This is a genomic window from Paraburkholderia bannensis, from assembly GCF_014200455.1.
GTDB classification, from domain to species: domain Bacteria; phylum Pseudomonadota; class Gammaproteobacteria; order Burkholderiales; family Burkholderiaceae; genus Paraburkholderia; species Paraburkholderia bannensis_A.
Genome location: NZ_JACHBW010000017.1, coordinates 143,579 through 161,230, shown reverse-complemented (window position 1 = coordinate 161,230; position 17,652 = coordinate 143,579). Strand labels below are relative to the sequence as shown.

31 protein-coding genes and 1 pseudogene are annotated in these 17,652 nt (G+C 60.0%); all 32 read left to right on the top strand.

The window, feature by feature from the left end; translation table 11 throughout:
* Positions 1–120 (top strand): annotated as a pseudogene (locus F4827_RS26420) (elongation factor Tu); the annotation flags it as partial.
* Between the two features lie 192 nt (positions 121–312).
* A complete protein-coding gene (rpsJ, locus tag F4827_RS26415) occupies positions 313–624 on the top strand; it encodes a 30S ribosomal protein S10 (RefSeq protein WP_017777154.1) in 312 nt (103 codons plus the stop codon).
* A 199-nt stretch (positions 625–823) separates the two neighbouring features.
* The gene (gene rplC / locus F4827_RS26410; protein ID WP_167065684.1) at positions 824–1,483 is read left to right on the top strand and encodes a 50S ribosomal protein L3; all 660 of its coding nucleotides are present in this window, start codon (positions 824–826) and stop codon (positions 1,481–1,483) included.
* Positions 1,483–2,103 (top strand): 50S ribosomal protein L4, encoded by a 621-nt coding sequence (gene rplD / locus F4827_RS26405; protein WP_065062797.1) that lies wholly within the window; start codon positions 1,483–1,485, stop codon positions 2,101–2,103. Before rplC ends, rplD begins: the two co-directional genes overlap by 1 nt.
* The gene (gene rplW / locus F4827_RS26400) at positions 2,100–2,414 is read left to right on the top strand and encodes a 50S ribosomal protein L23 (RefSeq protein WP_027819354.1); all 315 of its coding nucleotides are present in this window, start codon (positions 2,100–2,102) and stop codon (positions 2,412–2,414) included. Before rplD ends, rplW begins: the two co-directional genes overlap by 4 nt.
* A 2-nt stretch (positions 2,415–2,416) precedes the next feature.
* Positions 2,417–3,244 carry a 50S ribosomal protein L2 gene (rplB, locus tag F4827_RS26395; protein WP_027819353.1) on the top strand — a complete coding sequence of 276 codons (828 nt, stop codon included), beginning with the start codon at positions 2,417–2,419 and terminating at the stop codon, positions 3,242–3,244.
* A 10-nt stretch (positions 3,245–3,254) separates the two neighbouring features.
* Positions 3,255–3,530, top strand: coding sequence for a 30S ribosomal protein S19 (gene rpsS / locus F4827_RS26390; protein ID WP_027797286.1), 276 nt, complete (start codon positions 3,255–3,257; stop codon positions 3,528–3,530).
* Positions 3,531–3,542: 12 nt separating this feature from the next.
* Complete coding sequence (gene rplV, locus F4827_RS26385) at positions 3,543–3,872, top strand: 50S ribosomal protein L22 (RefSeq protein WP_004199272.1); 330 nt, start codon at positions 3,543–3,545, stop codon at positions 3,870–3,872.
* An 11-nt stretch (positions 3,873–3,883) separates the two neighbouring features.
* The gene (rpsC, locus tag F4827_RS26380; RefSeq protein WP_167065690.1) at positions 3,884–4,663 is read left to right on the top strand and encodes a 30S ribosomal protein S3; all 780 of its coding nucleotides are present in this window, start codon (positions 3,884–3,886) and stop codon (positions 4,661–4,663) included.
* 2 nt (positions 4,664–4,665) lie between these two features.
* On the top strand, positions 4,666–5,082 hold the full coding sequence (gene rplP / locus F4827_RS26375; protein WP_103706962.1) for a 50S ribosomal protein L16: 417 nt from the start codon (positions 4,666–4,668) through the stop codon (positions 5,080–5,082).
* 10 nt (positions 5,083–5,092) lie between these two features.
* The gene (gene rpmC, locus F4827_RS26370; RefSeq protein ID WP_027819350.1) at positions 5,093–5,287 is read left to right on the top strand and encodes a 50S ribosomal protein L29; all 195 of its coding nucleotides are present in this window, start codon (positions 5,093–5,095) and stop codon (positions 5,285–5,287) included.
* Entirely contained in the window at positions 5,284–5,556 is a 273-nt protein-coding gene (rpsQ, locus tag F4827_RS26365) for a 30S ribosomal protein S17 (protein ID WP_027819349.1), read from the top strand. The genes rpmC and rpsQ overlap by 4 nt, the downstream gene beginning before the upstream one ends.
* A gap of 345 nt (positions 5,557–5,901) precedes the next feature.
* Entirely contained in the window at positions 5,902–6,270 is a 369-nt protein-coding gene (gene rplN, locus F4827_RS26360) for a 50S ribosomal protein L14 (RefSeq protein WP_006998478.1), read from the top strand.
* Between the two features lie 9 nt (positions 6,271–6,279).
* The gene (rplX, locus tag F4827_RS26355) at positions 6,280–6,588 is read left to right on the top strand and encodes a 50S ribosomal protein L24 (protein ID WP_027819348.1); all 309 of its coding nucleotides are present in this window, start codon (positions 6,280–6,282) and stop codon (positions 6,586–6,588) included.
* 16 nt (positions 6,589–6,604) lie between these two features.
* Positions 6,605–7,144 carry a 50S ribosomal protein L5 gene (rplE, locus tag F4827_RS26350; RefSeq protein WP_028206519.1) on the top strand — a complete coding sequence of 180 codons (540 nt, stop codon included), beginning with the start codon at positions 6,605–6,607 and terminating at the stop codon, positions 7,142–7,144.
* 7 nt (positions 7,145–7,151) lie between these two features.
* Entirely contained in the window at positions 7,152–7,457 is a 306-nt protein-coding gene (gene rpsN / locus F4827_RS26345; protein WP_027819346.1) for a 30S ribosomal protein S14, read from the top strand.
* A gap of 14 nt (positions 7,458–7,471) precedes the next feature.
* Positions 7,472–7,867 (top strand): 30S ribosomal protein S8, encoded by a 396-nt coding sequence (gene rpsH / locus F4827_RS26340; RefSeq protein ID WP_027819345.1) that lies wholly within the window; start codon positions 7,472–7,474, stop codon positions 7,865–7,867.
* Positions 7,868–7,885: 18 nt separating this feature from the next.
* On the top strand, positions 7,886–8,416 hold the full coding sequence (gene rplF, locus F4827_RS26335) for a 50S ribosomal protein L6 (RefSeq protein WP_167065696.1): 531 nt from the start codon (positions 7,886–7,888) through the stop codon (positions 8,414–8,416).
* Positions 8,417–8,428: 12 nt separating this feature from the next.
* Positions 8,429–8,794 (top strand): 50S ribosomal protein L18, encoded by a 366-nt coding sequence (gene rplR, locus F4827_RS26330; RefSeq protein ID WP_027819343.1) that lies wholly within the window; start codon positions 8,429–8,431, stop codon positions 8,792–8,794.
* Positions 8,795–8,808: 14 nt separating this feature from the next.
* Positions 8,809–9,327 (top strand): 30S ribosomal protein S5, encoded by a 519-nt coding sequence (rpsE, locus tag F4827_RS26325; protein ID WP_028206522.1) that lies wholly within the window; start codon positions 8,809–8,811, stop codon positions 9,325–9,327.
* 11 nt (positions 9,328–9,338) lie between these two features.
* Positions 9,339–9,521, top strand: coding sequence for a 50S ribosomal protein L30 (gene rpmD, locus F4827_RS26320; protein ID WP_027819341.1), 183 nt, complete (start codon positions 9,339–9,341; stop codon positions 9,519–9,521).
* 27 nt (positions 9,522–9,548) lie between these two features.
* Positions 9,549–9,983, top strand: a complete 435-nt coding sequence (gene rplO, locus F4827_RS26315) for a 50S ribosomal protein L15 (RefSeq protein ID WP_028222618.1) — start codon at positions 9,549–9,551, stop codon at positions 9,981–9,983.
* A 59-nt stretch (positions 9,984–10,042) separates the two neighbouring features.
* The gene (secY, locus tag F4827_RS26310; RefSeq protein ID WP_183728973.1) at positions 10,043–11,389 is read left to right on the top strand and encodes a preprotein translocase subunit SecY; all 1,347 of its coding nucleotides are present in this window, start codon (positions 10,043–10,045) and stop codon (positions 11,387–11,389) included.
* Positions 11,390–11,395: 6 nt separating this feature from the next.
* A complete protein-coding gene (gene infA, locus F4827_RS26305; RefSeq protein ID WP_004521905.1) occupies positions 11,396–11,614 on the top strand; it encodes a translation initiation factor IF-1 in 219 nt (72 codons plus the stop codon).
* Between the two features lie 20 nt (positions 11,615–11,634).
* The gene (rpmJ, locus tag F4827_RS26300; RefSeq protein ID WP_183728970.1) at positions 11,635–11,751 is read left to right on the top strand and encodes a 50S ribosomal protein L36; all 117 of its coding nucleotides are present in this window, start codon (positions 11,635–11,637) and stop codon (positions 11,749–11,751) included.
* Positions 11,752–11,786: 35 nt separating this feature from the next.
* A complete protein-coding gene (gene rpsM, locus F4827_RS26295) occupies positions 11,787–12,152 on the top strand; it encodes a 30S ribosomal protein S13 (RefSeq protein WP_103706958.1) in 366 nt (121 codons plus the stop codon).
* 28 nt (positions 12,153–12,180) lie between these two features.
* On the top strand, positions 12,181–12,585 hold the full coding sequence (gene rpsK / locus F4827_RS26290; protein ID WP_006052224.1) for a 30S ribosomal protein S11: 405 nt from the start codon (positions 12,181–12,183) through the stop codon (positions 12,583–12,585).
* Positions 12,586–12,750: 165 nt separating this feature from the next.
* On the top strand, positions 12,751–13,374 hold the full coding sequence (gene rpsD / locus F4827_RS26285) for a 30S ribosomal protein S4 (RefSeq protein WP_183728967.1): 624 nt from the start codon (positions 12,751–12,753) through the stop codon (positions 13,372–13,374).
* Positions 13,375–13,498: 124 nt separating this feature from the next.
* A complete protein-coding gene (locus F4827_RS26280; protein ID WP_027819335.1) occupies positions 13,499–14,476 on the top strand; it encodes a DNA-directed RNA polymerase subunit alpha in 978 nt (325 codons plus the stop codon).
* 141 nt (positions 14,477–14,617) lie between these two features.
* Positions 14,618–15,010, top strand: coding sequence for a 50S ribosomal protein L17 (rplQ, locus tag F4827_RS26275; protein ID WP_027797304.1), 393 nt, complete (start codon positions 14,618–14,620; stop codon positions 15,008–15,010).
* A gap of 199 nt (positions 15,011–15,209) precedes the next feature.
* Positions 15,210–15,581: a divalent-cation tolerance protein CutA gene (cutA, locus tag F4827_RS26270; protein WP_183728964.1), complete on the top strand. Its 372-nt coding sequence runs from the start codon at positions 15,210–15,212 to the stop codon at positions 15,579–15,581.
* Positions 15,574–17,574, top strand: coding sequence for a protein-disulfide reductase DsbD (gene dsbD, locus F4827_RS26265; protein ID WP_183728961.1), 2,001 nt, complete (start codon positions 15,574–15,576; stop codon positions 17,572–17,574). Before cutA ends, dsbD begins: the two co-directional genes overlap by 8 nt.
* Positions 17,575–17,652: the final 78 nt, after the last annotated feature.

Sequence of the window (17,652 nt, the reverse complement as noted above, 5' to 3'; positions counted from 1 at the left end):
AACGTGTCGATCACGGTGAAGCTGATCGCTCCGATCGCGATGGAAGAAGGTCTGCGCTTCGCAATCCGCGAAGGTGGCCGTACCGTCGGCGCTGGCGTCGTCGCGAAGATCATCGAGTAATTCGAGTACAATACTTGGCTTGCTTGAGTAGTTGATTTGCCCTTAACCGGGCATGGGGCGGGAGTAAGCGCTAAAGCGCTAACTCCCGCCGACACCCTGGGCCCGCCCCGCGACGCCTTGTCGCGGGGCGGGCCTACGCTCTTTATATCGTCTGGCGGCGCAAGTCCGCCTCGCTCTTTTCAAGGAATCATCATGCAGAACCAGAAAATCCGTATCCGTCTGAAGGCTTTCGACTACCGTCTGATCGACCAGTCGGCTGCTGAAATCGTCGATACGGCGAAGCGCACGGGCGCAATCGTTCGCGGTCCGGTGCCGCTGCCGACGCGTATCCAGCGTTTCGACATCCTGCGCTCGCCGCACGTCAACAAGACGTCGCGCGACCAGCTCGAAATCCGCACCCACCTGCGCCTGATGGACATCGTCGACCCGACGGACAAGACCGTTGACGCGCTGATGAAGCTGGACCTGCCGGCTGGCGTGGACGTCGAAATCAAGCTGCAGTAAGAGTCTCCGGCGCGTCCAGGATAGCCTGATCGCGCTAAGTCTTTGATTGCTTGCGGAAATCGTGGGAGGACGTTATACTTGACGTCTTTTCGCGCATTCGCGCAAAAAATCGGTGTGTCTTTGCGGGCCTTTACCTCGCGAACATGCCGGTACTTTGTAAATTAGCCCCGACCAATCGCAGTCGGGAATGGAGAAAACGATGAGCCTTGGACTCGTAGGTCGCAAGGTTGGCATGACGCGTATCTTCACGGCTGACGGGGATTCGATTCCCGTGACCGTGCTGGACGTGTCCGACAACCGCGTGACGCAGATCAAGACTGTTGAAACCGACGGCTACACGGCCGTGCAGGTTGCGTTCGGTACGCGCCGCGCTTCGCGCGTGACGAAGCCGATCGCAGGTCATCTCGCCAAAGCCGGTGTTCAAGCCGGTGAAATCCTCAAGGAATTCCAGATCGACGCCGCTAAGGCCGCCGAACTGTCGAATGGCGCCGTGATCGGTGTGGATCTCTTCTCGGAAGGCCAGAAGGTCGACGTGCAAGGCACCTCGATCGGTAAGGGCTACGCCGGTACCATCAAGCGTTACAACTTCGCGTCCGGCCGTGCTTCGCACGGTAACTCGCGCTCGCACAATGTGCCGGGCTCGATCGGTATGGCGCAGGATCCGGGTCGTGTTTTCCCGGGTAAGCGCATGACCGGTCACATGGGTGACGAAACCGTGACGGTGCAAAACCTCGAAATCGCCCGTATTGACGCAGAGCGCAAGCTGTTGCTGGTCAAGGGTGCTGTCCCGGGTGCAAAGGGCGGCAAGGTTTTCGTGACGCCGGCTGTCAAGGCACGCGTCAAGAAAGGAGCGCAATAATGGAACTGAAGCTCCTGAACGCTAATGGTCAGGAAGGCGCAGCAGTCAACGCGTCGGACGTCGTGTTCGGCCGTGACTACAACGAAGCGCTGATTCACCAGATCGTTGTCGCCTATCAGGCGAACGCGCGCAGCGGTAACCGCGCGCAGAAGGACCGTGAGCAGGTCAAGCACACCACCAAGAAGCCGTGGCGCCAGAAGGGTACGGGCCGCGCTCGTGCCGGTATGTCGTCGAGCCCGTTGTGGCGTGGCGGTGGTCGCATCTTCCCGAATTCGCCGGAAGAAAACTTCGCTCACAAGGTCAACAAGAAGATGCATCGCGCAGGCCTCTGCTCGATCTTCTCGCAGCTGGCCCGCGAAGGCCGCATCTCGGTCGTTGAAGAGCTGTCGCTCGAAGCGCCGAAGACGAAGCTGCTGGCCGAAAAATTCAAGGCCATGGGTCTCGAATCCGTGCTGGTGATCACCGACACGGTCGACGAGAACCTGTTCCTGGCGTCGCGCAACCTGCCCCACGTGGCAGTCGTTGAGCCGCGCTTTGCCGACCCGCTCTCGCTGATCTACTTCAAGAAGATCCTGATCACGAAGGCTGCGGTTGCCCAGATCGAGGAGTTGCTGTCATGAGCGAGATTCGCAAGAACGATCATCGTTTGATGCAGGTCCTGCTCGCACCGGTGATCTCCGAAAAGGCGACCCTGGTGGCTGAGAAGAACGAGCAAGTCGTCTTCGAAGTTGCGCCGGACGCGAACAAGCAGGAAGTCAAGGCTGCTGTCGAGCTGATGTTCAAGGTTGAAGTTGAGTCGGTGAACGTGCTTGTCCAGAAGGGCAAGGCCAAGCGTTTCGGCCGTTTCAACGGCAAGCGCAAGGACGTCAAGAAGGCGTACGTGTGCCTGAAGCCCGGCCAGGAAATCAACTTTGAAGCGGAGGCCAAGTAATCATGGCAATCGTGAAAGTTAAGCCGACTTCGCCGGGTCGCCGCGCGATGGTCAAGATCGTCAACAAGGACCTCCATAAGGGTGCGCCGTTCGCAGCGCTGCTCGAAAAGAAGTCCTCGAAGGCCGGTCGTAACAACAACGGTCGTATCACGACGCGTCACCAGGGTGGTGGTCACAAGCAGCACTACCGCCTGATCGATTTCCGTCGCAACAAGGACGGTATCGCAGCGAAGGTTGAACGCCTCGAATACGATCCGAACCGTAGCGCGAACATTGCGCTGGTTCTTTACGCAGACGGCGAGCGCCGCTACATCATCGCGCCGAAGGGCGTGACGGTTGGCACGCAGCTGATGTCGGGTTCGGAAGCGCCGATCCGCGCAGGCAACACCCTGCCGATCCGCAACATTCCGGTCGGTACGACGATCCACTGCATCGAAATGCTGCCGGGCAAGGGCGCGCAGATCGCGCGTTCGGCTGGCACGTCGGCAATGCTGCTGGCACGTGAAGGCATCTACGCGCAGGTTCGTCTGCGTTCGGGTGAAATCCGTCGCGTCCACGTCGAATGCCGCGCAACGATCGGTGAAGTCGGCAACGAAGAGCACAGCCTCCGTCAAATCGGTAAGGCTGGCGCGAACCGCTGGCGCGGTATCCGCCCGACGGTCCGTGGCGTTGCAATGAACCCGGTCGATCACCCGCACGGTGGTGGTGAGGGCAAGACTGCTGCTGGTCGCGATCCGGTGAGCCCATGGGGCACGCCGGCGAAGGGCTACCGCACCCGCAGCAACAAGCGCACGACGAGCATGATCGTCCAGCGCCGTCACAAGCGTTAAGGAGTAGGCAATGGCACGTTCTATTAAGAAAGGTCCGTTCTGCGACGCCCATTTGCTGAAGAAGGTTGAGGCGGCTGCAGCAACGCGCGACAAGAAACCGATCAAGACCTGGTCGCGTCGTTCGACGATCCTGCCGGACTTCATCGGCCTGACGATCGCCGTTCATAACGGCCGTCAACACGTTCCCGTGTATGTCACGGAAAACATGGTCGGCCACAAGCTTGGCGAGTTCGCACTGACCCGTACGTTCAAGGGACACGCGGCCGACAAGAAGGCCAAGAAATAAGGGGCAATCAAGATGGAAGTGAAGGCAATTCATCGCGGTGCCCGCATCTCGGCGCAGAAGACGCGCCTTGTGGCTGACCAGATCCGCGGTCTGCCGGTCGACAAGGCGCTGAACGTTCTGACGTTCTCGCCGAAGAAAGCGGCTGGCATCGTGAAAAAGGTTGTGCTCTCGGCAATCGCCAATGCGGAGCACAACGAAGGCGCCGATATCGACGAGCTCAAGATCAAGAGCATCTACGTCGACAAGGCTGCTTCGCTGAAGCGTTTTACCGCACGCGCAAAGGGTCGCGGTAACCGCATCGAGAAGCAATCGTGTCACATCACTGTGACGGTCGGGAATTAAGGAGCCATACGATGGGACAGAAAATTCATCCGACTGGCTTCCGTTTGGCCGTCAGCCGCAATTGGGCGTCGCGTTGGTACGCGAACAACAACAATTTCGCGGCGATGTTGAAGGAAGACATCGGTGTTCGTGAATACCTGAAGAAGAAGCTGAAGAACGCTTCGGTGGGCCGTGTTGTGATCGAGCGTCCGGCAAAGAACGCTCGCATCACGATTTACAGCTCGCGTCCGGGTGTGGTTATCGGCAAGAAGGGCGAGGACATCGAACTCCTCAAGGCCGAACTGCAAAAGCGTATGGGCGTGCCGGTTCACGTCAACATCGAAGAAATCCGCAAGCCGGAAACCGATGCGCAACTGATCGCTGACTCGATCACGCAGCAGCTTGAGCGCCGCATCATGTTCCGTCGCGCAATGAAGCGCGCGATGCAGAACGCGATGCGTCTGGGTGCCCAGGGCATCAAGATCATGAGCGCCGGCCGTCTGAACGGTATCGAAATCGCACGTACCGAGTGGTACCGCGAAGGTCGAGTGCCGCTTCATACGCTGCGTGCTGACATCGACTACGCAACCTCGGAAGCGAAGACGACGTACGGCATCATCGGTGTGAAGGTTTGGGTCTACAAGGGCGATACGCTCGGCCGTAACGACGCACCGGTGGTTGAAGAAGTCGCCGAAGAAAAGCGTCCGCGCCGTAACGCACGTCCGGGCGACCGTCGTCCGCGCCGTGATGGCGAAGGCGCACCGGGCGCACGTCGTGGCGCTCCGCGTCGTGACGGCAAGACTGGAGAATAACGATGCTGCAACCGAAACGCAGGAAGTATCGCAAAGAGCAGAAGGGTCGTAACACCGGCGTCGCAACTCGCGGCAACGCAGTTTCGTTCGGTGAATACGGTCTGAAGGCGATCGGTCGTGGTCGCCTGACCGCACGCCAGATTGAATCGGCACGTCGCGCAATGACGCGTCACATCAAGCGTGGTGGCCGCATCTGGATCCGTATCTTCCCGGACAAGCCGATCTCGCAAAAGCCGGCGGAAGTGCGTATGGGTAACGGTAAGGGTAACCCTGAGTACTACGTCGCTGAGATTCAGCCGGGCAAGATGCTGTATGAAATGGATGGTGTGTCCGAAGAACTGGCCCGTGAAGCCTTCCGTCTGGCTGCAGCCAAGCTGCCGCTGAAGACGGTCTTCATGGTTCGCCAGCTCGGCGCCTAAGGAGTGATTGATGAAGGCATCTGAACTTCTTCAGAAAGACAAGGCCGCGCTCGACCAAGAGCTGTCGGACCTCTTGAAGGCGCAATTCGGCCTGCGCATGCAACTCGCGACCCAGCAGCTCACGAACACGAGCCAGCTGAAGAAGGTTCGTCGCGACATCGCACGTGTGCGGACCGTCCTGACTCAGAAGGCGAACCAGAAATGAACGAAAGCGTGAAAACCTCGCTTAAGCGAACGCTGGTCGGCAAGGTCGTCAGCAACAAGATGGACAAGACGGTCACCGTCCTGGTCGAGCGTCGCGTCAAGCACCCGATCTACGGCAAGTACGTCGTGCAGTCGAAGAAGTACCACGCTCACGACGAAGCGAACACGTACAACGAGGGTGACCTCGTTGAAATCCAGGAGACCCGTCCTCTGTCGAAGACGAAGGCCTGGACCGTGTCGAAGCTGCTCGAAGCGGCTCGCATCATCTAAAAAGTGATGCAACATCCCGGAGAACCTTTCTCCGGGATGCGAAGTTGTTGAAATCGCTAAAGATTTCGCTTGCTAGACCAAGATTATCGAGTTATAGTCTTGGTCTTCCCTCTTTATGGGTTCGCTGTTGGCAAAGCAGCGGACGGAAGTAGTGAGGGGAGTGGTTCGGACGCCAGTCCGGATCTGCAAGATTCACCGGAATGCGATGGCCGGTTTCGTTTGCCGTCGCTGCTGTTCTAACCCAAGCAGCTGAGCGGTCGTTCTAGTGGCGGCGCGGCTGACGGGACCAAGACTGACCGGATGTGCCATGGTGGCGCGACCGGATTAAGTTGGGAAAGATAAACCATGATCCAGACCGAAACTCGGCTTGAAGTAGCCGACAACACGGGTGCGCGTGAAGTCATGTGCATCAAGGTGCTCGGCGGCTCGAAGCGTCGTTATGCCAGCATTGGCGACATCATCAAGGTGACCGTCAAGGAAGCAACGCCGCGCGGGCGCGTGAAAAAGGGCGAAATCTACAACGCTGTTGTGGTTCGCACCGCGAAGGGCGTGCGCCGTCAAGACGGCTCGCTGATCAAGTTCGATGGCAACGCCGCCGTGCTTTTGAATACCAAGCTTGAGCCGATCGGCACCCGCATTTTCGGGCCGGTTACGCGTGAGCTGCGTAGCGAACGATTCATGAAGATCGTTTCGCTGGCGCCGGAAGTGCTGTAAGGAGTCGCGATGAACAAGATTCGCAAGGGTGACGAAGTTATCGTCGTCACTGGCAAAGACAAGGGCAAGCGCGGTGTCGTGGTCGCCATCGGCGAAGAGCGCGTTACTGTCGAAGGCATCAACATCGCTAAAAAGCATGTTAAGCCGAACCCCATGAAGGGTACGACGGGTGGCGTGGAAGCCAAGGCTATGCCGCTGGCTATCTCGAACGTCGCATTGGTCGACGCGAACGGCAAGCCGTCGCGCGTGGGCATCAAGGTCGAAGGGGACAAGAAGGTTCGTTTCCTGAAGACGACCGGTGCTGTCCTGAGCGCCTGACGCTGCGGAGTAAAAAATGGCACGTTTGCAAGAATTTTATAAAGAGAAGGTCGTTCCCGGCCTGATCGAGAAGTTCGGTTACAAGTCGGTCATGGAAGTGCCGCGCCTCACCAAGATCACCCTGAACATGGGTGTGGGTGAAGCCGTCGCTGACAAGAAGGTCCTCGAGCACGCCGTTGGCGACCTCACGAAGATCGCCGGCCAGAAGCCCGTCATCACCAAGTCGCGTAAGGCAATCGCTGGTTTCAAGATCCGCGAAAGCTACCCGATTGGCACGATGGTTACCCTGCGTGGCAATGCCATGTACGAATTCCTGGACCGTTTCGTGACGGTTGCGCTCCCCCGTGTGCGCGACTTCCGTGGCGTGTCGGGCAAGGCGTTCGACGGCCGTGGTAACTACAACATCGGTGTGAAAGAGCAGATCATTTTCCCCGAAATTGACTACGACAAGATCGACGCACTGCGTGGGCTGAACATCAGCATCACGACGACCGCGAAGACCGACGAAGAAGCAAAGGCACTGCTCGCCGGCTTCAAGTTCCCGTTCCGCAACTGAGGTTACCGTGGCTAAACTGGCACTGATCGAACGTGAAAAGAAGCGCGCTCGTCTGGCAGCGAAATTTGCACCGAAGCGTGCAGAGCTGAAGGCGATCATCGACGACCAAAGCAAGTCGGAAGAAGAGCGTTACGCAGCTCGCCTCGAACTGCAACAACTGCCGCGCAACTCGAACCCGACCCGCAAGCGTAACCGCTGCGCGATCACGGGTCGTCCGCGTGGTACGTTCCGCAAATTCGGTCTCGCACGTAACAAGATTCGTGAAATCGCGTTCCGTGGTGAGATCCCTGGCATCACCAAGGCGAGCTGGTAATAGGAGAAACATAAATGAGCATGAGTGATCCTATCGCCGATATGCTGACTCGCATCCGCAATGCGCAGATGGTCGAGAAAGTTTCGGTTGCTATGCCCTCGTCGAAAGTGAAGATTGCGATTGCGCAGGTTCTGAAGGACGAAGGTTATATCGACGACTTCGCGGTGAAAACCGAAGGTGCGAAGTCGGAATTGAACATCGCGTTGAAGTACTACGCTGGCCGTCCCGTTATCGAGCGCATCGAACGCGTCTCGAAGCCGGGTCTGCGCGTGTACCGCGGCCGTAACGACATCCCGCAGGTCATGAATGGCCTGGGCGTTGCGATCGTGTCGACGCCCAAGGGTGTGATGACGGACCGCAAGGCGCGCGCTACTGGCGTCGGCGGCGAAGTTATCTGCTACGTCGCTTAAGACCTAAGGAGAAGAAACATGTCTCGAGTAGGTAAGAGCCCGGTCGCGCTGCAAGGCGCAGAAGCGACGCTCAGCGACGAGAAGATTACCGTCAAGGGCGCGCTGGGTACGATTTCGCAAGCTGCGAACCGCCTCGTGAAGGTGGTGAACGAAGACGGTCAGCTCAAGTTCGAGCCGACCGACGACAGCCGCGAAGCAAATGCGATGTCTGGCACGATGCGCGCGATCGTCGCGAACATGGTGCAAGGCGTGACGAAGGGTTTTGAGCGCAAGCTGACGCTGGTTGGCGTTGGTTACCGTGCTCAAGCGCAAGGCGACAAGCTGAACCTGTCGCTGGGTTTCTCGCACCCGGTGGTGCACCAGATGCCGGAAGGCGTCAAGGCCGAGACCCCGTCGCAAACGGAAATCGTGATCAAGGGGATCGACAAGCAGAAAGTTGGCCAGACCGCTGCCGAAGTGCGCGGTTATCGCCCGCCGGAGCCCTACAAGGGCAAGGGTGTGCGTTACGCCAACGAGGTCGTGATCCTCAAAGAAACGAAGAAGAAGTAAGGGTGCGCAATCATGGATAAGACTCAATCTCGCCTGCGCCGCGCTCGTCAGACGCGTCTCAAGATCGCTGAGCTGCAGGTCGCGCGTCTGGCCGTGCATCGCACGAACACGCACATCTATGCGCAAGTGTTCTCGCCCTGCGGCACCAAGGTGCTGGCCAGCGCGTCGACGCTTGAAGCCGAAGTGCGTGCGCAACTGGCTGACCAGTCGGGCAAGGGCGGCAACGTCGCCGCTGCTTCGCTGATCGGCAAGCGTATTGCAGAAAAGGCTAAGGCCGCCGGCATCGAATCCGTCGCCTTTGACCGCTCGGGTTTCCGCTATCACGGCCGCGTCAAGGCGCTGGCTGATGCTGCGCGCGAAGCCGGGCTCAAGTTCTAAGGAAGGAATTCGTCATGGCAAAGATGCAAGCGAAAGTTCAGGCTGACGAACGCGACGACGGCCTTCGTGAAAAAATGATTTCGGTCAATCGCGTGACCAAGGTCGTGAAGGGTGGCCGTATTCTCGGCTTCGCCGCACTGACCGTGGTTGGCGATGGTGATGGCCGCGTCGGTATGGGCAAGGGCAAGTCGAAAGAAGTGCCCGTCGCTGTCCAGAAGGCGATGGAACAAGCTCGTCGCAACATGTTCAAGGTGCCCCTGAAGAACGGCACCCTGCAACACGAAGTGCACGGCAAGCATGGCGCATCGGTCGTCCTCCTCGCTCCGGCGAAGGCAGGTACGGGCGTGATCGCCGGCGGCCCGATGCGCGCAGTGTTCGACGTGATGGGCGTGCAGAACGTCGTGGCCAAGAGCCACGGTTCGACGAACCCGTACAACCTCGTTCGTGCCACGCTGGACGGTCTGCGCAAGCAGTCGACCCCGGCTGACATCGCGGCGAAGCGCGGCAAGTCCGTCGAAGACATTCTGGGCTAAGGGTGGACACTATGTCTGAAAAAACTGTCAAGGTTCAGCTCGTCAAGAGCCTGATTGGGACCCGCGATACGCACCGTGCCACTGTGCGCGGTCTCGGCCTGCGCCGCCTGAACTCGGTCTCCGAGCTGCAGGACACGCCGGCAGTGCGCGGCATGATCAACAAGGTCTCGTACCTCGTCAAGGTCATCGGCTAAGCCCGACCAGGACTCCAGGAGTTGAAAATGGAATTGAATAACCTGAAGCCGGCAGAAGGCGCGAAGCACGCAAAGCGTCGCGTCGGTCGCGGCATCGGCTCCGGCCTCGGCAAGACCGCTGGCCGTGGTCACAAGGGTCAGAAATCGCGTTCGGGCGGCTTCCACAAAGTCGGCTTCGAAGGCGGTCAGATGCCTCTGCAGCGTCGTCTGCCGAAGCGTGGCTTCACCTCGCTGACGAAGGAATTCGTTGGTGAAGTGCGTCTCGCCGACATCGAGAAGCTGCCGGTCGACGAAATCGATCTGCTGGCTCTCAAGCAGGCAGGCCTCGTTGGCGAAATGACCCGTTCCGCAAAGATCATCGCCACCGGTGAGATCAAGCGCAAGGTCGTGGTCAAGGGCCTGGGTGCGACGAAGAATGCGCGTGCTGCGATCGAAGCAGCAGGCGGTTCTTTTGCCGAGTGATTGTGAGTGGTGAGTGCGGGCTTGCCCGCCGTCACTAACATCTGCATCGGAGAAGCTACTTGGCTAACAGCCCGAGTCTCGCAAAAACCGGTCGCAGCGCTCCGAAGTTCGGCGACCTGCGCCGGCGTGCAATGTTCTTGCTGCTGGCGTTGGTCGTTTATCGTATCGGCGCGCACATTCCGGTGCCGGGCATCGACCCGGACCAACTGGCGAAGCTCTTCCAAAGCCAGTCAGGCGGCATCCTTGGCATGTTCAACATGTTCTCGGGCGGCGCACTGTCTCGCTTTACGGTCTTCGCGCTGGGTGTGATGCCGTATATCTCGGCGTCGATCATCCTGCAGCTGATGGCGATTGTCTCGCCCCAGCTCGAAGCGCTGAAGAAGGAAGGGCAGGCTGGACAACGCAAGATCACGCAGTACACGCGGGTCTTCACGGTAGTGCTGGCGACCTTTCAGGCCTTCGGCATTGCGGTCGCGCTGGAAAACCAGCCGGCTCTCGTGATCGATCCGGGCATGGTGTTCCGCTTGACGACGGTCGTGACTCTGGTGACCGGCACGATGTTCCTGATGTGGCTTGGCGAGCAGATCACGGAACGCGGGCTTGGCAACGGTATCTCGATCATCATCTTCGGCGGGATCGCAGCGGGCTTCCCGAACGCGATCGGCGGTCTCTTCTCGCTGGTGCAAACCGGCTCGATGGGCCCGGTCTCGGCGATCATCATCGTGGCGCTGATCGCAGCCGTGACGTACCTGGTGGTGTTCATTGAACGCGGCCAGCGCAAGATCCTCGTGAACTATGCGAAGCGTCAGGTTGGCAACAAGATTTACGGTGGGCAGTCGTCGCACCTGCCGCTTAAGTTGAACATGTCGGGCGTGATTCCGCCGATCTTTGCATCGTCGATCATCCTGTTCCCGGCAACCATCCTGAACTGGTTTAGTTCAGGTTCGCGAGACAGCTGGTTCGCGAACACACTGCACAACGTGGCCGAAGCTCTCAAGCCTGGTCAGCCCGTGTATGTGTTGCTGTATGCGTTGGCGATCGTTTTCTTCTGCTTCTTCTACACCGCTCTGGTGTTCAACAGCAGGGAAACGGCCGACAACCTGAAGAAGAGTGGCGCGTTCGTACCTGGCATCCGCCCGGGCGATCAGACGGCTCGCTATATCGACCGCATCCTCACGCGTCTGACGCTGGCCGGTGCGATCTATATCGTGTTCGTCTGCCTGTTGCCGGAGTTTCTGGTTCTGCGCTGGAATGTGCCGTTTTATTTTGGTGGCACGTCGCTGCTGATCATTGTCGTCGTCACAATGGACTTCATGGCGCAGGTGCAGTCGTACGTTATGTCGCAACAATATGAGTCCCTGCTCAAGAAGGCTAACTTCAAGGGCGGTGGAGTCCCGATGCGGTAAGGACATATGGCCAAAGACGATGTAATCCAGATGCAGGGTGAGGTCATCGAAAACCTCCCCAACGCAACCTTCCGGGTGAAGTTGGAAAACGGCCATGTCGTTCTGGGGCATATTTCCGGGAAAATGCGGATGCACTACATCCGTATTCTTCCGGGCGACAAGGTGACGGTTGAGTTGACGCCTTACGATCTGTCGCGTGCGCGGATCGTGTTCCGGGCGAAGTGATTTAGAAAAAGGGTAATATCATGAAAGTGATGGCATCGGTAAAGCGCATTTGCCGTAACTGCAAGATCATCAAGCGCAACGGCGTCGTTCGCGTGATCTGCAGCACGGACCCGCGCCACAAGCAGCGTCAAGGCTGATCAGCGCGCTTGCGCTTTTTGTTTGAGGAAAAACAATGGCTCGTATCGCAGGGGTTAACATCCCGAACCACCAGCACACTGAAATCGGCCTGACGGCAATTTTCGGTGTTGGCCGCACGCGCTCGCGCAACATCTGCGTGGCAGCGGGTGTGCCGTTTAACAAGAAGGTCAAGGACCTGAACGACGCGGATCTGGAAAAGCTGCGTGAGGAAGTGGGCAAGTTTGTTGTCGAAGGCGATCTGCGCCGTGAAACGACGATGAACATCAAGCGCCTGATGGACCTTGGCTGCTACCGCGGCGTGCGCCATCGCAAGGGCCTGCCCCTGCGTGGTCAACGTACGCGCACCAACGCACGTACGCGCAAGGGTCCGCGCCGCGCAGCACAGTCGCTGAAGAAGTAAGCGGTTCTGACAGTTACAGGAAAACGTAATGGCTAAGGCTTCGAACAACTCCGCGGCGCAACGCGTTCGCAAGAAGGTTAAGAAGAACGTCGCCGAGGGCGTGGTTCACGTTCACGCGTCGTTCAACAACACGATCATCACGATCACCGATCGTCAAGGCAATGCACTTGCCTGGGCAACGTCGGGCGGTCAGGGCTTCAAGGGTTCGCGTAAGTCGACGCCCTTCGCAGCTCAGGTCGCAGCTGAATCGGCTGGCCGTGTTGCAATGGAATACGGCGTCAAGAACCTCGAAGTGCGTATCAAGGGCCCCGGCCCGGGTCGCGAATCGGCGGTGCGCGCGCTGCATGGTCTTGGCATCAAGATCACCGCGATCTCCGACGTGACGCCGGTCCCGCACAACGGCTGCCGTCCGCCGAAGCGCCGTCGTATCTAAGGCGTCGCGCTTGCCGACTGCCTGAGCCGCCGGTAACGGCGTCCCAGGCTCTCGGCGCTATTGAATTGACTAAGCCCACCGTTCGGTCCAAAGGGTCGAACTAGCGCTAGCCGCGGGGTCTCCCCGTCTCAGGCTTTGCGTGATTAATTATCGAAGGAAAGCAACGTGGCACGTTATATCGGCCCGAAGGCCAAGCTGTCCCGCCGTGAAGGCACCGACCTCTTCCTGAAGAGCGCACGCCGCTCGCTCGCTGACAAGTGCAAGCTTGACAGCAAGCCTGGCCAGCACGGCCGCACGTCGGGCGCTCGTACGTCCGACTACGGCACGCAGCTGCGCGAAAAGCAAAAAGTGAAGCGTATCTACGGCGTGCTGGAACGCCAGTTCCGCCGCTACTTCGCTGAAGCTGACCGCCGCAAGGGCGCGACCGGCGAAAACCTGCTGCAACTGCTCGAATCGCGTCTCGACAACGTCGTGTACCGCATGGGCTTCGCATCGACCCGCGCTGAAGCGCGTCAGCTCGTGAGCCACAAGGCTCTCACGCTGAATGGCGTCGTCGCGAACATCCCGTCGATGCAAGTGAAGGCAGGCGACGTCATTGCTGTTCGCGAAAAGGCGAAGAAGCAAGTGCGTATCGCTGAAGCGCTGTCGCTGGCAGAGCAAGGTGGCATCGCAGGTTGGGTTGCAGTCGACTCGAAGAAGTTCGAAGGTACGTTCAAGAGCGTGCCGGAGCGCAGCGACATCGCTGGCGACATCAACGAAAGCCTGATCGTCGAATTGTATTCGCGTTAATCGAATTGACGGCCGGGGTAGCCTCTGTGCTTCGCGCAGGAGGTGGCCTCGGCTGTTTTTTTCAGGTTGTGGCCATCTCAGCCTTATCGGTGTAACGAGCCGAGGGTATTGAAAAGGAAAACCTATGCAAACCAGTTTGTTGAAACCCAAGATCATCGCTGTGGAATCGCTCGGCGACAACCACGCGAAAGTGGTCATGGAGCCGTTCGAACGCGGTTATGGCCATACCTTGGGTAACGCGCTTCGGCGCGTTCTGCTGTCGTCGATGGTGGGCTACGCGCCGACCGAAGTGACGATCGCAGGCGTCGTGCACGAATATTCGACGCTCGACGGTGTGCAAGAGGATGTGGTCAACCTGCTGTTGAACCTGAAGGGCGTGGTCTTCAAGCTGCATAACCGTGACGAAGTGACGGTTACGCTGCGCAAGGAAGGCGAAGGCGTTGTCACCGCTGGCGACATCGAACTCTCGCACGACTGCGAAGTCATCAACCCGGAACACGTCGTTGCGCATCTGACGAAGGGCGGCAAGCTCGACGTGCAGATCAAGATCGAGAAGGGCCGCGGCTACGTGCCGGGCAACGTGCGCCGTTACGGCGACGAATCGGCCAAGATCATCGGCCGCATCGTCCTGGACGCGTCGTTCTCGCCGGTTCGCCGCGTGAGCTACGCCGTGGAAAGCGCGCGTGTCGAGCAGCGTACCGACCTCGACAAGCTCGTGATGAACATCGAAACCAACGGCGTGATCTCGCCTGAGGAGGCGATCCGCCAGTCGGCTCGCATCCTCGTGGATCAGCTGTCGGTGTTCGCTGCACTGGAAGGCACCGAAACGGCGGCGGAAGCGCCGTCGCGCGCGCCGCAGATCGATCCGATCCTGCTGCGTCCGGTGGACGATCTCGAACTCACGGTTCGCTCGGCGAACTGCCTGAAGGCCGAGAACATCTACTACATCGGCGACCTGATCCAGCGTACCGAGAACGAGCTTCTCAAGACCCCGAATCTGGGTCGCAAGTCGCTCAACGAGATCAAGGAAGTGCTCGCTTCGCGCGGTCTCACGCTCGGCATGAAGCTCGAAAACTGGCCGCCGGCTGGTCTCGACAAATAAGTCGACAAGTAAGTAATGTGGCAGGGACGCGGATTTTCCTTTAGAATCCGCGTCTTGCCTTTTTTCTGTACCGGCCCGTGCCTCGCGTTGTGGTGAGGCGATAGAAGAGCTGGACTAAAACTTTGTTTCAAGGAAATTGAAATGCGTCACCGTCATGGTCTGCGGAAACTGAACCGCACGAGCAGCCACCGTCTGGCAATGCTCCGTAACATGTCCAACTCGCTGATCGAGCACGAAGTCATCAAGACGACGCTGCCGAAGGCGAAGGAACTGCGTAAGGTTGTCGAGCCCCTCATCACGCTCGGCAAGAAGCCCTCGCTGGCAAACCGTCGTCTGGCGTTCAACCGCCTGCGCGATCGTGACTCGGTCACGAAGCTGTTCGACGTGCTCGGTCCGCGTTTCGCGAACCGACCGGGCGGCTACCTGCGTATCCTGAAGTTCGGTTTCCGTGTTGGCGACAACGCACCGATGGCACTGGTCGAACTGCTCGACCGTCCGGAAGTCGCGGAAGAGAACGTCCAGGAAGCGGAATAAGCTTCTAGTCGCTGGGTCCACGGATTCAGCGGCGCGCGAAAAAGCCAGGCCTAGCCTGGCTTTTTTGTTTTCCGCGACGGAATAAGCGGCGCGACGCGGCGTTTGCAGCTTGAAGGCGCCACAGGCACATGAACAAAGCGAGCCAGCGCCGGTGGTACGATAACGTTCTGCTTTCCCGAGTCCCGCCAGGTTGTGCAGCATGCGGGACGTCCTGCCGGAGTTCGTCGTGACCCTCAATGTGATCCCGAGTGTGACCTTGATGCTGACCACGGTGCCAGACGAGGACACCGCCGCGAAGCTGTCGAAGGCGGCGCTCGAAGCGCGCCTGGCGGCCTGCGTGACGCGTCTGGGCGCGGTGCATTCGGAATATCACTGGCAGGGCAAGATCGAATCCGGCGACGAAATCCAGCTGCTCTTCAAGACGAGTCTCGCGCGCGCGTCCGAGCTCGAACAGTTCATCCAGACCCAGCATCCCTACGAGACGCCCGAGATCCTCTCGTGGCAGGTCACGGCGTCGAACGCCTACGGCCAATGGGTGCATGCCGAGACACAGCGTTCCATCCATGTCTAACCGCTTCGATCGGCGCCTGCGCTCCGCGCCGTACGCCTCGTTCCTGAGCTTGCTCGCACTCATTGGCTGTCTGCTGCCGCTGCTGTTCGGCGCAGCACCCGCGCATGCCGACGACGACTTCCTGCCGCCCGATCAGGCGTTCACGTTCAGCGCCAGCGAAGAGCCGGGCACGGTGAACGTGCACTTCAAAATCGCCGATGGCTACTACATGTACCGCGAGCGCTTCGCCTTTGCGGTGCGCAACGTGGCGAACGGCGGCACGGCGACGCTGGGCGACGCGCAGATCCCGCACGGTCACGTGAAGTTCGATGCGACCTTCAACAAGAACGTCGAGACCTATCGCAATGAGCTAACAATCCATGTTCCGGTGAAGTCGGCTAGCGGCGCGTTCGACCTCGCCGTCACCTCGCAGGGTTGCGCCGATGCGGGCATCTGCTATCCGCCCGCCGAACACGTTTATCACGTCAGCGGCGCTGCGCTGCAGGCGGCGGGCGCGGCGGCTACTGCGGCAACGCAATCCGCGCCCGGCAGCGGCCAGCCCTGGTATGAACGCGCAACCAGCGCCGACTACGCCCAATCGCTGCTCCAGGGCGGCGGCTTTTTCGCCGTGGTTGGCCTGTATTTCGTCGCGGGCATGGTGCTGAGCCTGCTGCCCTGTTCCTATCCGATGATCCCGATCCTCTCGGCGATCATCGTCGGTGAAGGGGCGAAGGTCACCCGTACGCGCGGCTTTGCCCTGTCGTTCGTCTACGTGCTGGGCATGGCGCTCGTCTACACGGTGCTTGGCATTGCCGCCGCGCTGGTCGGGCAGAGCCTGGGAGCGTGGCTGCAGAATCCCTGGGTGCTGGGGGTTTTCGCGTTGCTGCTGACGGCGTTTGCCGTGATGCTGATCGCGGGTTACGACGTTGCGTTGCCGCAGCGCTGGCAGGACGGCGCCTCGCGCGCGTCGCAGGGCCGTTCGGGCGGAAAGTTTGTCGCGGTGGGCGTGATGGGCGCGCTGTCGGCGCTCGTGGTGGGCGCGTGCATGACCGCGCCGCTATTTGCCGTGCTCGCCTTCATCGCGCACACGGGCAACGCGTTGCTTGGCGGCGCGGCGCTCTTTGCCATGGGCATCGGCCTGGGCGTGCCGCTGATGATTCTCGGCCTGGGCGCGGGCACGCTGCTGCCGCGCGCAGGCACCTGGATGGACGGCGTGAAGGTGTTCTTCGGCGTGGTGCTGCTTGCGGCGGCGCTGTGGATCGTCTGGCCGGTGCTTGGCGCGACCGCGCAGATGTTGCTGGCCGCGCTGTGGCTGTTGCTCGCCGCCGCCGCGCTGGGCCTGTTCACGCCGAACGCGGGCGGCGCCAATGTCTGGCGGCGTCTTGGCCGCGGCGTGGGCGCGGCGTTGGCGATCTGGGGCGCGACGCTGATCGTCGGACTGGCGGCGGGATCGACCGATCCATTGCGTCCGCTCGCCGTGCTGGCCGGTCATGAGGGCAGTGCCGCTTCGTCGCAGGGCGCAGCTGCTCAGGCCGATGCGCTGAGCTTCGCGCCGGTGCGCTCGTCCGCGCAACTCGACGCGGCGCTCAAGACGGCTGGCAAGCCTTCGATGCTCGACTTCTACGCCGACTGGTGCGTGAGCTGCAAGGAGATGGAGAAGTTCACCTTCAGCGACCCGCGCGTGCAGACGCGTCTTGCGCAATTGGGCTTGCTGCGCGCCGACGTGACCGCCAATAGCAGCGACGACCAGGCGCTGCTCAAGCGCTTCGGCCTGTTCGGACCGCCGGGCATCATCTTCTTCGATCAAAAGGGCGACGAGGTGTTGCGCGTGGTCGGCTATGAGAATGCCGATAAATTCCTTGAGAGGCTCACGCGCGTCGCTGCATCGGGTGCCGAAGCGCCGGGCGTCGCTACGCCGGGCGTCGCCACGCAAACGCCTTCGGCATCGACGCTGCCTGCGTTGCCTGCTTCTTCGCGCAGCAATCTGCTCAATCCGAGCGGCGGCCAATCGTAGACGTACCGCGCGCACGACGCACCATAGAAAAAGCCACGGACAACCGTGGCTTTTTTCGATCGCGTACTACCGGGCGCA